Source organism: Kitasatospora sp. MBT63 (assembly GCF_000710465.2).
Lineage (GTDB): Bacteria > Actinomycetota > Actinomycetes > Streptomycetales > Streptomycetaceae > Kitasatospora.
The window spans coordinates 1-12,196 of the sequence record NZ_JAIZ01000005.1 but is presented as its reverse complement, the minus strand read 5'-3'; the positions used below and the strand labels follow the sequence as shown (position 1 = coordinate 12,196).

Sequence of the window (12,196 nt, the reverse complement as noted above, 5' to 3'; positions counted from 1 at the left end):
CGTACGGAGGTGGTCCCATGGCCGACCCGGTCGCGTACCGGCCCCACATGCCCGGCTACGGAATCCTGCCCGCGGACCAGGGCACCGGGCTGCTGCCGTGGTCCTGGGCGGAACGGCAGCTCACCGGCTCGCACGACTACTGGCTCTCCACCGTCCGGCCCGACGGGCGGCCGCACACCATGCCGGTGTGGGGCGTCTGGCTGGAGCGGGCGCTGTGGTTCAGCAGCAGCCGGGCCTCCCGCAAGGCCCGCAACCTCGCCCACCGCGCCGACTGCGTCCTCGCCACCGAGAACCCGCACGAGCCGGTCGTCCTGGAGGGCCGGGCCGCGACCGTCACCGAACCGGACGCGATCGGCGCCTTCCTGGCCGCGCTCAACGCCAAGTACCGCACCGACTACGCCCTCGACTTCCTCGATCCGGAGGTCAACTCCGTCTTCCGGGTGCGGCCCACCGAGGTGTTCGGGCTCCTCCAGGAGGACTTCACCGGCTCCCCGACCCGCTGGGCCTTCCACCCGGACGGCTGACACCCGACGGTGCCCGGGCCCACCGGATGGCGCAGCGGTCCCGGTACCCGCTGCCGGATGAGCGCCGGGGGCGCCTGCGGGACGAGCCGAATAACCGGTCGCCGGCCGGCCCGAACTGGGGCACCATGACGGCCGATGACCTCCTCCGACCGTCCCTCCTTCCCTGCGGTCCCCACCGACCCGTGGGCCGCCGCTCACGACAGCCTCAACGGACTCGCCGTCGGCGACGCCTTCGGTGCCCAGCACTTCGTCCCCGAGAACCTCCCCGGCCTGCGGGCCCACCGCCTGCCCCCGGCACCCTGGCCGTGGACCGATGACACCGAGATGGCCTGCTCCGTCCTGCGGGTATCGGCCCGGGACGGGGCGCCCGATCAGGACGGGGCAGCCGATCAGGACGGGGCGGCCGATCAGGACGGGGCGGCCGATCAGGACGGGGCACTGGATCAGGACGCGCTCGCACAGTCCTTCGCCCGGCACCACGACTTCGACCGCGGCTACGGACCCGCGATGAACCGGCTGCTGCGCCTGGTACGGCAGGGCGCCTCCTGGCGCGAGCAGGCCGCCGGGCTGTTCGACGGACAGGGGTCCTGGGGCAACGGCGCCGCGATGCGGGTGGCGCCGCTCGGCGCCCTGCTCGCCGACGACCCCGAGCACGCGGCCCGGCAGGCCGCCCGCTCGGCCACGGTGACCCACACCCACCCCGAGGCGGTGGCGGGCGCGGTCGCCGTCGCGGTCGCCGCGGCGGTCGCGGTCGGCGGCCGGACGGCGCCGCTCAGCGGCGGCGAACTGCTGAGCACCGTCACCCGGCTCACTCCCGCGAGCCGGGTCCGCGACGGGGTGTTGGAGGCCTGGGACCTGCTCGACCAGCCGTACGCCGAACTGGCCGCCCACCGGCTCGGCAACGGCCGGCAGGTGAGCGCCGTGGACACCGTGCCGTTCGCCCTGTGGTGCGCGGCCGCCCACCCGACGGACTACGAGGGCGCACTCCGGGCCTGCGCCTCGGTGGGCGGTGACGTCGACACCACCTGCGCCATCGTCGGCGGCATCGTCGCCGCCCGGGTCGGCACGGCCGGCATCCCGCTCGCCTGGCGGGAGTCGACCGAGACCCTCCCGGCCTGGTTCCGCGACGGCGAGGCCGGCCGGTAGGGCGGCGGGGGAGGCGCGCCCCGCCCGGCGGGGCCGCGGGCCCGCATGCGGGCACAACGACAGAGGGCCCGTCAGATCTCTCTGACGGGCCCTCTGCACTGGGTCGGGGTGGCGGGATTTGAACCCACGGCCTCTTCGTCCCGAACGAAGCGCGCTACCAAGCTGCGCCACACCCCGGTCCTGCTGTTGTTGCTTCCGTCTCCGGCGCAACGAGTAGAACTCTACCGGACGCGCGCCGAGAGACGAAATCCGATTCCCTGGAGGGCGTCCTCGCAGGTCGGCGGGGGTCAGCGACGGGGTGTGAGGGTGAGCAGGGTGGCCTCGGGCGGGCAGGCGAAGCGGACCGGGGTGTAGCGGTTGGTGCCGCAGCCCGCCGAGACGTGCAGGTACGAGCGGTGGCCGCCGGCCTGGTGGGTGGACAGGCCCTTGACCCGGCCGGTGTCCAGGTCGCAGTTGGTGACCAGGGCGCCGTAGAAGGGGATGCAGAGCTGGCCGCCGTGGGTGTGGCCCGCCAGTATCAGCGGGTACCGGTCGGCGGCGAAGGCGTCCAGCACGCGCAGGTACGGGGCGTGCACCACGGCGAGCGAGAGGTCGGCGTCGGGGGACGGGCCGCCGGCCACCTTCTCGTAGCGGTCGTGCCGGATGTGCGGGTCGTCCAGGCCGGTGAACTCGACGTCCAGCCCGGCCAGGGTGAGCCGGCCGCGGGTGTTGGTGAGGTTCAGCCAGCCGGCCTCGTCGAAGCCGTCGCGCAGCTTCTGCCACGGGTTGTGGACGGCGCCGGTGATGCCGCGGCGCCCGGTGCCGTCCGGGTTGTTGAGCCCGTGGATGCCGCTGCGCAGGGCGCTCAGGTAGCGGGTCGGGCTCTTGCGGGCCGGGCCGTAGTAGTCGTTGGAGCCGAAGACGTAGACGCCCGGGAACTCCATCAGCGGGCCGAGCGCGTCCAGGGTGGCGGGCACGCCGAGCGGGTCGGAGAGGTTGTCGCCGGTGTTGACCACCAGGTCGGGCCGCAGGCCGGCCAGGCTCTGCAGCCAGCGCTGCTTCTTGCCCTGCCCGGAGACCATGTGGATGTCGGAGATCTGGAGCACCCGGATCGGCCGCGCGCCGCGCGGCAGGATCGGGACCTCGACCCGGCGCAGCCGGAACGAGCGGACCTCGTACCCGGCGGAGTAGGCGAGGCAGGCGGCGCCGGTGGCGGCGATTCCGAGCGGGACGGAGTACAGCGGTCGCATCGGTCCATGCTCTCAGACAGTGGATCAACCGCCGAACGCGCAGGTGGTCACCGCTCTGCCGAGCGAGCCGCGGAGTCCGGCGCCGGGCTCCGCGGGGTGCCCGTGGGGTGGCCATCGCTGCGGACCTTTTCCCGGCCGGGGGCTTAATGGGGAGCGCCGGACCTGGGCGGATGCCACACTCGTCGGCATGACAACGCTTAAGCAGCAGCTGCAGGAGGACCTGACGGCTGCGATCAGGGCCCGGGACGAGCTGCGCTCCTCCACCATCCGGCTGACGCTGTCGGCGGTCACCGCGGAGGAGGTGTCCGGCAAGTCGAAGCGCGAGCTCTCCGACAGCGAGGTGCTCAAGGTCGTGGTCCGGGAGGCGAAGAAGCGCCGGGAGGCCGCCGAGGCCTTCGAGCAGGCCGGCCGCACCGAGTCGGCCGCCCGTGAGCGGGCCGAGGGCGAGGTGCTGGCGCAGTACCTGCCGCAGCAGCTCTCGGACGAGGAGCTGACCGCGATCGTCGCCGCGGCGGTGGCCGAGAGCGGGGCCACCGGGCCGCAGGCGATGGGCGCGGTGATGAAGCTGGTCCGTCCGAAGGTCGGCGACCGCGCCGAGGGCGGCCGGGTGGCCGCCGCGATCAAGGCCGCGCTGGCGGGCTGACCGGCAGCCGCCGTACCCGGCGCCGAGGCGCCACACAGGTCGCACAGGTCGCACAGGTCGCGCCCGCCGCACAGGTCGCACCGGCCGCGCACCGCAAACGCCCGAGGGCGGCTCCCGGACTCCGGGAGCCGCCCTCGGGCGTTGTTCAGGTCACACCGTGGGGGACGGCGGTCAGTGGCGGCGGCCACCGGTGGCACCGCCGTTGTTGCCGCCGTTCCCGTTCCCGCCACCGCCGTTGACGAGGCCGCCGTCGGTGCCGAAGATCGGCGGGAAGGTGAAGCCGCCGTTGGTGCCGGCCGTGGTGGCCGCGTCACCCGAGGGCGGCGAGGCACCGTCGGTCGGCGGGGTGACCGGGGTCTGCGGCACCGGGATGTTGACGGTGTGGAAGGTGGACTTCGCGGTGCCGTCCAGCGCGTCGTTCATCGCCAGCTGCCAGATCGGGCCGGGGCCGTCGGCGCCGTAGACGGCGCTGAAGTACTTGCCGCCGATCTTGATGTTCTTCATCGAGACGTTGCCGGTGGTGCCGCCGAGCCACACCGAGGTGGACAGCTCCGGGGTGAAGCCGGTGAACCAGGCCGCGTACCGGTTGTCGGTGGTACCGGTCTTGCCGGCGATCTGGCGGCCGCCGTCGAGGCCGAGCGAGGAGCCGGTGCCCTTCTCGGTCACGCCGAGCAGCAGGGTGGTGACGCCGTCCGCGGTGGACTGGGACATCACCTGGTTGCAGTTGGCCTTCGGCACGTCCAGCTTCTTGCCGTCCGCCGCGACCATCGAGGTGATCGCGATCGGGGTGCAGTACATGCCGCGCGCGGCGAAGGTGGCGTAGACGTTGGCCATGGTCAGCGGGGAGACCTCCTGGGTGCCGAGCACCATCGAGGGGACCTGCTCCATCGGCTTGCCGTTGGCCTTGTTGCGGATGCCGAGCTTGTCCGCCATCTGCTTCATCGGGCAGAGGCCGACCTGCTGCTCCATCTGCACGAAGTAGGTGTTGACCGACTTCGCCATGGCGTCCTTCATGGAGAACGGCCCGATCTCGCTGGCCGACTCGTTCTCGACCGTGGCGGGCTTGCGGGTGTCGTTCTTCCAGGTGCCCTCGCAGGTGCTCATGGACGGGTAGTCCATGTCGTGCGGGGACGGGAACTCCTGGGTGATCGGCACGCCCGACTCCAGGGCGGCCGCGGCCAGGATCGGCTTGAAGGTCGAGCCGGGGGAGAAGCCGTTGCCGCCGCCCATCGCGGCGTCGACGTTGTAGTTGAGGACGGTCTGGTTCTGCTTGCCGTCCAGGCCGTACGGCCGGGTCTGCGCCATCGCGAGGATCTCACCGGTGCCCGGCTTGACCATGGTGGCCGCGGCCGAGACCGCGTCGGTCACGTAGACCTTCTTGGTCACCGCGTTGAACGCGGCGGCCTGCTTGTCCGGGTCGATGGTGGTGTAGATCTTCAGGCCGCCCTGGCTCCACAGCTTCTGCCGGTCGGTGGCGGTCTTGCCGAACACCGGGTCCTGCTTGACCACCCGGCGGACGTAGTCGCAGAAGAAGCCCATGCCCGCCTGCGCGGTGATGCAGCCGTTCAGCGGCTCGTTGTACTTGATCCCCAGCGGCGCGTCGGTGGCGGCCTTCGCCTCCTCCGGGGTGATGTGCTTGAACTCCAGCAGCTTGCTGATCACGGTGTTGCGCCGGGTCTGGGCCGCCTGCGGGTGCAGCACCGGGTCGTACGCCGTCGGGTTCTGCACCAGGCCGGCCAGCATGGCGGCCTCGGGGATGGTCAGGTCCTTGGCGCTCTTGCTGAAGTAGCGGTTGGACGCCGCCTCGATGCCGTACGCCTGGTGACCGTAGAAGGTGATGTTGAGGTAGTTGGTGAGGATCTGATCCTTGGTCAGGTCCTCCTCCAGCTTGATGGCGTACTTCAGTTCCTGGATCTTGCGGCCCAGGCTCTTCTTGGTCGCCTCCAGGAACGCCGCCTGGTCGTCGCCGGCCTGCTCGACGAAGACGTTCTTCACGTACTGCTGGGTCAGCGTGGAGGCACCCTGGGTCGCGGAACCGGCCTCGGCGTTCTTGGTGGCGGCGCGCAGCACGCCCTTGAGGTCGACCGCGCCGTGCTCGTAGAACCGGGCGTCCTCGATGTCCACCTGCGCCTTGCGCATGATCGGTGCCATCTGGTCCGCGGTGAGGATGGTGCGGTCCCGGTCGTACACCTTGGCGATCAGCCCGCCCTTGGCGTCGTAGATGGACGACGCCTGGGAGAGGGTGGGGGTCTTGAAGTCGGCGGGGATGCTGTCGAAGCTGTCGGCCGTGTCCTTGGCCGTGAGCCCGAGCGCGCCGACCGCCGGCAGGGCCATGCCGGCGACCAGTACGCCGGCCAGCACGCTGCCGCCCAGGAACTTGATCCCGAGGCTCGCCTTTCCGAGCGCTGATCCCGTGGTTCGCTGAGGTGCCATGGGAGAACCCTACGTGCCGGATTCCCCTCCATGGGGGCAGGTGTTCGCCTACGCTTGTCACAAAGCTGCGACAGCTTCGCTCTGTTCATCATCATCACTCGTGTGAGTGATGAGCTTTGCCCGATTTGGCATCATTTGCGGTCGGATGCACCTCGGCGTGTCTCCATATTTGGACACGGAGTGTGACGATAGCGCCTCTGGGAGTGTCGGCAAGGCCTACGACCTGCGATCACTCCAACGAGTGAGGTGTTGGGTACCCATAGTCCGATTGGGTCATTTGAGATTGAGCCCGAAGGGGCTGTTGCGGAGTCCAGTTCTTCCGTAACGTCCTCAACTGGCAACGGTGAATATGCCGTTGCCGCCGTGGGGGAGCCCCGAATCGGGAGAGGACGGCGCCAGCATGGGCTGGGTAGACGACTGGAGCGCACAGGCGGCCTGCCGCACGAGCGATCCGGATGAATTGTTCGTTCAGGGGGCCGCGCAGAATCGCGCCAAGGCGGTGTGCAGCGGGTGTCCCGTCCGCACCGAGTGCCTGGCCGACGCGCTCGACAACCGGGTCGAATTCGGTGTCTGGGGAGGAATGACCGAGCGGGAGCGCCGCGCACTGCTCCGCCGCCGGCCGACGGTGGGCTCCTGGCGGAGGCTGCTGGAGACGGCGCGGACGGAGTACGAGGAGTCGCTGGCCACCGGCGTGATCCTGCGGGACTACGCGCAGGCGGGCTGACATCCTCCGGTTCGAGGAGTCCGGGGATTTCTCGAACCTCGCGGATGCAGCGCAGCTGACGGGCAGTCGGCAGGTGTGGGGGAGCAGTCGGCCCGGTGCACCAGAGGGGGTCTGCTGCCCGAGCCGCTCATCCGAACATCCAGGCCCGTCCGGGCATCCGGGTCCATCCCGGTCCTCGATCGGCCGTCCACAGGTACTCGCGCTGCGCCGTGCCCGCCACCGGGGCCACGGCGCTCATGCGTGCTGCGCGTTGAGGCGTTCGCCGACGGTCCGCAGGCCGGCCAGGTCGTGCACGTCACCGGCGAGTGCGGGCACCTCGACCATCGGAACGTCGGGGTAGACCGAGACGAAACGGTCCCGGGTGCGCCGCTCCCGGCCCATGATCTGCATCCGTTCGGCGTGCAGCCGCAGCAGGCCCGCGGCCAGCGTCTCGGCCTGCACGGTGGCGGTCTGCGAACCGTTCTCCTCCAGTGCCTCCGCGGCGGCCAGCGCCCGTTCCGCGGTGAGCTGGGCGGCGCCGGTGGAGTGCACCCGGTTGAGCACCAGCCCGGCCAGCGGCATCTCGTCCGCGGCCAGCCGGTCGACGAAGTACGCCGCCTCGCGCAGCGCGTCCCGCTCCGGCGCGGCGACCACCAGGAACGCCGTGCCCGGCGCCTTGAGCAGCTGGTAGGTCCGGTCGGCCCGCTCGCGGAAGCCGCCGAACATCGAGTCCATCGCGCTGACGAAGGTCTGGATGTCGGTCAGCAGCTGGGCGCCGAAGATCTTGCCCAGGGTGCCGGTCAGCAGGCCCATCCCGACGTTGAGGAACTTCATCGCGCTCCGGCCGCCGACCTTGGCCGGGGCGGTGAGCAGCCGGATCACCCGGCCGTCGAGGAAGGACCCGAGCCGCCCGGGGGCGTCCAGGAAGTCCAGGGCGGAGCGGGACGGCGGGGTGTCCACCACGATCAGGTCCCACTGATCGGCCGCCCGCAGCTGGCCGAGCTTCTCCATCGCCATGTACTCCTGGGTGCCGGCGAAACCGGCGGACAGCGACTGGTAGAAGGGGTTCTCCAGGATCGCCTTGGCGCGCTCCGGGTCGGCGTGGGCCAGCACGACCTCGTCGAAGGTCCGCTTCATGTCGAGCATCATCGCCTGCAGCTCGCCGGGGCCCTCGACGCCCTTGACCACCCGGGGGGTGTTGTCGAGCTCGGTCAGGCCCATCGACTGGGCGAGCCGCCGGGCCGGGTCGATGGTCAGCACCACGGCCTTGCGGCCGCGCTCGGCGGCCCGCAGCCCGATCGCCGCGGCCGTGGTGGTCTTGCCGACGCCACCCGAACCGCAGCACACCACGATCCGGGTCGCCGGATCGTCGATCAGCGCGTCGATCTCCAGCCGCGTGGTCATGCCGCCCCCTGCCGCTTGAGTTCGCCCGCGAGCCGGTACAGCCCGCCCAGGTCCACGCCTTCGCCGAGCAGCGGCAGCTCGTACGTCGGCACCTTCAGCTGCTGCAGGTCGGCCCGCTGCTCCCGTTCCAGCTCGACCCGCTCGGCGTGCTCCCTGGCCTGCTCCAGCAGCGGGTCGATCAGCGGCTCGACGGCCGCCCGGATGGTCTCCGGCTTCCGCGAGCGCCCGCCGAGGCCGGCCTCGCCCAGCGCCTGGGCGACCTCCTCGCGGTGGTCGCCGTGCACCGCCTCCACCGCGGCCGCGTCCAGCAGCGGCGGGCGGACCATGTTCACCATGACCCCGCCGAGCGGCAGTTGCGCCTCGCGCAGTTCGCCGATCCCGTCGACCGTCTCCTGCACCGGCATCTCCTCCAGCAGGGTCACGAAGTGGACGGCGGTCTCCGGGGACTTCAGCACCCGCATCACGGCCTGCGCCTGATTGTGTATCGGCCCGAACCTGGCCAGCCCGGCGACCTCGGAGTTGACGTTCAGGAAGCGGGTGATCCGGCCGGTCGGCGGGGCGTCCATGACGATCGCGTCGTACGCCCGGCGGCCGTCCGGGCCCTTGCGCCGGGCCGCCTCGCAGGCCTTGCCGGTGAGCAGGACGTCGCGGACGCCCGGCGCGACCGTGGTGGCGAAGTCCACGAAGCCGACCTTCTGCAGGGCCTTGCCGGCCCGGCCGAGCTTGTAGAACATCTCCAGGTACTCCAGCAGCGCCTGCTCGGTGTCGATCGCCAGCGCGTACAGCTCGCCCTGTTTGGCGCCCGGCTCGGCCGGCAGCCCCAGCCTGGCCCGGCCGACGGTGGCGACCTTGCGCTCCTCGTAGGGCAGCGCGGCGATGCCGAACAGCTCGGCGATGCCCTGCCGGCCCTCCACCTCGATCAGCAGGGTCCGGCCGCCCTCGGCGGCCAGCGCCAGCGCGAGCGCGGCCGCCAGCGTGGTCTTCCCGGTGCCGCCCTTGCCGCTGACGACATGCAGGCGCACGCCCTCCCAGTCCGGGCCGCGCTCCTCGGGGCCGGGGGTGCTCGCCACGCTCCGTCTCCGTCCGTCCGTCGACCGGCACCGCCTGGTGCCCTCCCCGTGAGCGTAACCAGCGAGCGCGGCCGATGGCGGGAGCATCCCGACGGCCGCCGGGATTGACCGCCCCGCTGTGTCCCACCTCACACCGTGGCGGACGGCTAGAGTCAGCGCCATGACCAAGTGGGAATACGTCACCGTGCCGCTGCTCGTGCACGCCACCAAGCAGATCCTGGACACCTGGGGCGAGGACGGCTGGGAGCTCGTCCAGGTGGTGCCGGGTCCTAACAACCCGGAGCAGCTGGTTGCCTACCTGAAGCGGGAGAAGAGCTGATGAGCAAGGTCGAGGAGAGGCTGGCCGAGCTCGGGCTCACCCTGCCCGGGGTCGCGGCGCCGGTCGCTGCGTACGTGCCGGCCGTCCGGTCGGGCGACCACGTGCTGACCTCCGGCCAGCTGCCGATGGTGGCGGGCAAGCTGGAGATCACCGGCAAGGTGGGCGCCGAGGTCACCGCCGAGGAGGCCAAGCGGCTCGCGCAGATCTGCGCGCTCAACGCGCTGGCCGCCGTGAAGTCGGTGATCGGCGACCTGGACCGGATCGAGCAGGTCGTGAAGGTGGTCGGCTTCGTGGCCTCCGCCCCCGACTTCACCGGCCAGCCCGGTGTGATCAACGGCGCCAGCGAGCTGCTGGGCGAGGCGCTCGGCGCGGCCGGCGTGCACGCCCGCAGCGCCGTCGGCGTGGCGGTGCTCCCGCTGGACGCCCCGGTCGAGATCGAGATCCAGGTCCGGGTCCGCGCCGAGGGCTGATCCGCCCCACCGGCGGTCCTGCCTGCCGGAAGGTGTGCCCGCTCCTGCGCGCGGGGTCGGGGTCGGGTCTGTCCAATCCCGGCCCCGCGCGTCTAGCATCCGCTCATGGATCATCGAGCAGGGTCGCTCCCGATGCCGCCGTCCTGGCCGGCCCGGATTCGCGCGCTCGCGTCCGGCGAACTGACGCCGGTCGCGCCGAAGCCGTCCGCCACCGTGGTGCTGCTGCGCGACGCACAGCCCGGTACGGACGCCGGACCGCAGGCGTACCTGCTGCGCCGGCGCACCTCGATGGCCTTCGCCGGCGGCATGTACGCCTATCCCGGCGGCGGGGTGGACCCGAGGGACGCCGAGGCGGAACTGCGCTGGGCCGGGCCCTCGCCCGCCGAGTGGGCCGAGCGGCTGGGCGTGGACGCCCGCGCGGCCAAGGCCGTGGTCTGCGCGGCGGTCCGGGAGACCTTCGAGGAGGCCGGCGTGCTGCTGGCCGGCCCCGACGCCGACACCATGGCCGAACCCAGGGACTGGAGCGCCGAGCGGGCCGCGCTGGAGGCGCACGAGCTGTCGTTCGGCGAGTTCCTCGGCAAGCACGGTCTGGTGCTGCGCAGTGACCTGCTGGCGGCCTGGGCGCGGTGGACCACCCCCGCCTTCGAGGAACGCCGCTTCGACACCTGGTTCTTCGTCGCCGCCCTGCCGCCCGGGCAGCAGGCGGCCGACCGCGTCGGCGAGGCCGACCGGGTCGCCTGGCTGTCTCCCGCGGACGCGGTCGAGGGCTACCGGGCGGGCCGGTTCGGGATGCTGCCGCCCACCGTGACCGTGCTCCGCGAGCTGTTGCCGGCCCGTACGGCGGCCGAGGCACTGACGTTGGCGGCGCAGCGGACGATCACCCCGGTGCTCGGTACGGCCGAGGTCGCGGGCGATCGTATGACAGTGCGATGGTCTGGGTATGAAGAGCTGACCATCGACGGAGAGTTCCCGGCGTAGCGGCGCCGGGACAAGGGAAGGGGCCCGGCGCAGCGGCGCCGGGACAAGGGAAGGGGCCCGGCGCAGCGGCGCCGGGACAGCAGTAGGGCCCCGGCGCAGCGCGGCCGGGACCATGTACGAGCGGCCCGGCGTAGTCGCGCCGGGGCATTTGGACCGTGCCCGGATCAGAGACCGGGTCAGCACACGGAAGGAAACTCGGCCGATGACTCACAACGACGTGGCTCGCCGGACGGCGCACGACCTGCCCGCCCGAAGCCTGACGCCCCGCCTCCGGTCCGGCGGCGCCACCACCCACGACGTGTACGCGCCCAGGGCGCTGACGCGTCGGCTTCCGGCCCGCAGCCTGACCCGGTACAGCGCGGACGTGGATCGCAGCGGAACCGAGGGCGGCCGGTGAGCGGTCTCCTCCCGGGTGACCCCGCCGCCACCGTCGGTGGCGGGGGCACCCCCCGGGCGCTGTGCGTGCTGGCGCCCAACCCCTCGCCGATGACGCTGGACGGCACCAACACCTGGCTGCTGTCCGAACCGGGTTCCGCGCTGGCCGCGGTGATCGACCCGGGTCCGCTGGACGAGGGGCATCTGCGGCGCGTCGTCGAGACCGCCGAACGGCAGGGGCAGCGGATCGGGCTGACCCTGCTGACCCACGGTCACCACGACCACGCCGAGGGCGCCGCGCGCTTCGCCGAGCTGACCGGCAGCAAGGTGCTGGCGCTCGACCCGGCGCACCGGCTCGGCGACGAGGGACTGCACCACGGCCAGGTGCTCGACATCGGGGGACTGGAGCTGCGGGTGGTCGGCACCCCCGGGCACACCTCCGACTCGCTGACCTTCCATCTGCCCGCCGACGGCGCCATCCTGACCGGCGACACCGTCCTCGGCCGCGGCACCACCATGGTCGCCCACCCCGACGGGCGCCTCGGCGACTACCTCGACTCGCTGCGTCGCCTGCACACCATGGCCGCCGAGCACGGCGTGCGTACCGTGCTGCCCGGCCACGGGCCGGTGCTGGCCGACGCGCTCGGCGCCGTCGACTACTACCTGGCGCACCGGGCCAACCGGCTGGCGCAGGTCGAGACGGCCGTGGAGGCCGGCTGCCGGACCGCCGCCGAGGTGGTCGCCCGGGTGTACGCGGACGTGGACCCGGCGCTGTGGCCGGCCGCGGAACTCTCGGTGCGCGCCCAGCTCAGCTACCTGGAGGACCGCGGGCTGATCTGAGCCCGCCGCCCGGCCGCCGCCCCGCCCGGCCGACGCCCCGCCCGGCCGACGCCCCGCCCGGG

General features: G+C 72.3%; 13 protein-coding genes and 1 tRNA gene. 9 read left to right on the top strand and 5 right to left on the bottom strand.

Translation table 11 applies throughout. From position 1 onward, the window contains the following. The first annotated feature begins 17 nt into the window (after positions 1–17). Together AA75_RS00335 and AA75_RS00330 are read left to right on the top strand one after the other, a co-directional pair. Positions 18–524, top strand: a complete 507-nt coding sequence (locus AA75_RS00335; RefSeq protein ID WP_033817602.1) for a pyridoxamine 5'-phosphate oxidase family protein — start codon at positions 18–20, stop codon at positions 522–524. 135 nt (positions 525–659) lie between these two features. Then, positions 660–1,670 (top strand): ADP-ribosylglycohydrolase family protein, encoded by a 1,011-nt coding sequence (locus tag AA75_RS00330; RefSeq protein WP_051811463.1) that lies wholly within the window; start codon positions 660–662, stop codon positions 1,668–1,670. Positions 1,671–1,773: 103 nt separating this feature from the next. On the opposite strand, the gene AA75_RS00325 is transcribed toward AA75_RS00330, so the two are convergent. Both AA75_RS00325 and AA75_RS00320 read right to left on the bottom strand, forming a co-directional pair. Further along, a tRNA-Pro gene (locus AA75_RS00325) sits at positions 1,774–1,847 on the bottom strand. A gap of 110 nt (positions 1,848–1,957) precedes the next feature. Beyond that, the gene (locus tag AA75_RS00320; RefSeq protein WP_033817601.1) at positions 1,958–2,899 is read right to left on the bottom strand and encodes a metallophosphoesterase; all 942 of its coding nucleotides are present in this window, start codon (positions 2,897–2,899) and stop codon (positions 1,958–1,960) included. A 187-nt stretch (positions 2,900–3,086) separates the two neighbouring features. Between AA75_RS00320 and AA75_RS00315 the strand changes: the two genes are divergently transcribed. Then, positions 3,087–3,542: a GatB/YqeY domain-containing protein gene (locus AA75_RS00315; RefSeq protein ID WP_033817600.1), complete on the top strand. Its 456-nt coding sequence runs from the start codon at positions 3,087–3,089 to the stop codon at positions 3,540–3,542. 171 nt (positions 3,543–3,713) lie between these two features. On the opposite strand, the gene AA75_RS00310 is transcribed toward AA75_RS00315, so the two are convergent. Further along, on the bottom strand, positions 3,714–5,975 hold the full coding sequence (locus tag AA75_RS00310) for a transglycosylase domain-containing protein (RefSeq protein ID WP_033817599.1): 2,262 nt from the start codon (positions 5,973–5,975) through the stop codon (positions 3,714–3,716). Between the two features lie 400 nt (positions 5,976–6,375). On the opposite strand from AA75_RS00310, the gene AA75_RS00305 reads away from it, so the two are divergent. Beyond that, positions 6,376–6,699 carry a WhiB family transcriptional regulator gene (locus AA75_RS00305; RefSeq protein WP_033817598.1) on the top strand — a complete coding sequence of 108 codons (324 nt, stop codon included), beginning with the start codon at positions 6,376–6,378 and terminating at the stop codon, positions 6,697–6,699. 234 nt (positions 6,700–6,933) lie between these two features. Here the strand turns inward: AA75_RS00305 and AA75_RS00300 are convergent, their stop codons facing one another. Further along, positions 6,934–8,082 (bottom strand): ArsA family ATPase, encoded by a 1,149-nt coding sequence (locus tag AA75_RS00300; protein WP_033817597.1) that lies wholly within the window; start codon positions 8,080–8,082, stop codon positions 6,934–6,936. Further along, a complete protein-coding gene (locus AA75_RS00295) occupies positions 8,079–9,152 on the bottom strand; it encodes an ArsA-related P-loop ATPase (protein WP_233288859.1) in 1,074 nt (357 codons plus the stop codon). The genes AA75_RS00300 and AA75_RS00295 overlap by 4 nt, the downstream gene beginning before the upstream one ends. 160 nt (positions 9,153–9,312) lie before the next feature. Between AA75_RS00295 and AA75_RS46890 the strand changes: the two genes are divergently transcribed. The 5 genes from AA75_RS46890 to AA75_RS00275 all read left to right on the top strand — a co-directional run bounded on the left by AA75_RS46890 (position 9,313) and on the right by AA75_RS00275 (position 12,134). After that, on the top strand, positions 9,313–9,471 hold the full coding sequence (locus AA75_RS46890; RefSeq protein WP_095874066.1) for a DUF4177 domain-containing protein: 159 nt from the start codon (positions 9,313–9,315) through the stop codon (positions 9,469–9,471). Continuing rightward, positions 9,471–9,941: a RidA family protein gene (locus AA75_RS00290; RefSeq protein ID WP_033817596.1), complete on the top strand. Its 471-nt coding sequence runs from the start codon at positions 9,471–9,473 to the stop codon at positions 9,939–9,941. The genes AA75_RS46890 and AA75_RS00290 overlap by 1 nt, the downstream gene beginning before the upstream one ends. Before the next feature lie 105 nt (positions 9,942–10,046). Continuing rightward, the gene (locus AA75_RS00285) at positions 10,047–10,919 is read left to right on the top strand and encodes an NUDIX hydrolase (protein WP_199520231.1); all 873 of its coding nucleotides are present in this window, start codon (positions 10,047–10,049) and stop codon (positions 10,917–10,919) included. A gap of 202 nt (positions 10,920–11,121) precedes the next feature. Further along, the gene (locus tag AA75_RS00280) at positions 11,122–11,316 is read left to right on the top strand and encodes a hypothetical protein (protein WP_033817594.1); all 195 of its coding nucleotides are present in this window, start codon (positions 11,122–11,124) and stop codon (positions 11,314–11,316) included. Further along, positions 11,313–12,134, top strand: a complete 822-nt coding sequence (locus tag AA75_RS00275) for an MBL fold metallo-hydrolase (protein ID WP_033817593.1) — start codon at positions 11,313–11,315, stop codon at positions 12,132–12,134. Before AA75_RS00280 ends, AA75_RS00275 begins: the two co-directional genes overlap by 4 nt. Positions 12,135–12,196: the final 62 nt, after the last annotated feature.

What these genes read in the sequence shown, in the direction of transcription:
- AA75_RS00335 (WP_033817602.1), top strand. Translation starts at nt 18, where the DNA reads ATGGCCGACCCGGTCGCGTACCGGCCCCACATGCCCGGCTACGGAATC.
- AA75_RS00330 (WP_051811463.1), top strand. Translation starts at nt 660, where the DNA reads ATGACCTCCTCCGACCGTCCCTCCTTCCCTGCGGTCCCCACCGACCCG.
- AA75_RS00320 (WP_033817601.1), bottom strand. Translation starts at nt 2,899, where the DNA reads ATGCGACCGCTGTACTCCGTCCCGCTCGGAATCGCCGCCACCGGCGCC.
- AA75_RS00315 (WP_033817600.1), top strand. Translation starts at nt 3,087, where the DNA reads ATGACAACGCTTAAGCAGCAGCTGCAGGAGGACCTGACGGCTGCGATC.
- AA75_RS00310 (WP_033817599.1), bottom strand. Translation starts at nt 5,975, where the DNA reads ATGGCACCTCAGCGAACCACGGGATCAGCGCTCGGAAAGGCGAGCCTC.
- AA75_RS00305 (WP_033817598.1), top strand. Translation starts at nt 6,376, where the DNA reads ATGGGCTGGGTAGACGACTGGAGCGCACAGGCGGCCTGCCGCACGAGC.
- AA75_RS00300 (WP_033817597.1), bottom strand. Translation starts at nt 8,082, where the DNA reads ATGACCACGCGGCTGGAGATCGACGCGCTGATCGACGATCCGGCGACC.
- AA75_RS46890 (WP_095874066.1), top strand. Translation starts at nt 9,313, where the DNA reads ATGACCAAGTGGGAATACGTCACCGTGCCGCTGCTCGTGCACGCCACC.
- AA75_RS00290 (WP_033817596.1), top strand. Translation starts at nt 9,471, where the DNA reads ATGAGCAAGGTCGAGGAGAGGCTGGCCGAGCTCGGGCTCACCCTGCCC.
- AA75_RS00285 (WP_199520231.1), top strand. Translation starts at nt 10,047, where the DNA reads ATGGATCATCGAGCAGGGTCGCTCCCGATGCCGCCGTCCTGGCCGGCC.
- AA75_RS00280 (WP_033817594.1), top strand. Translation starts at nt 11,122, where the DNA reads ATGACTCACAACGACGTGGCTCGCCGGACGGCGCACGACCTGCCCGCC.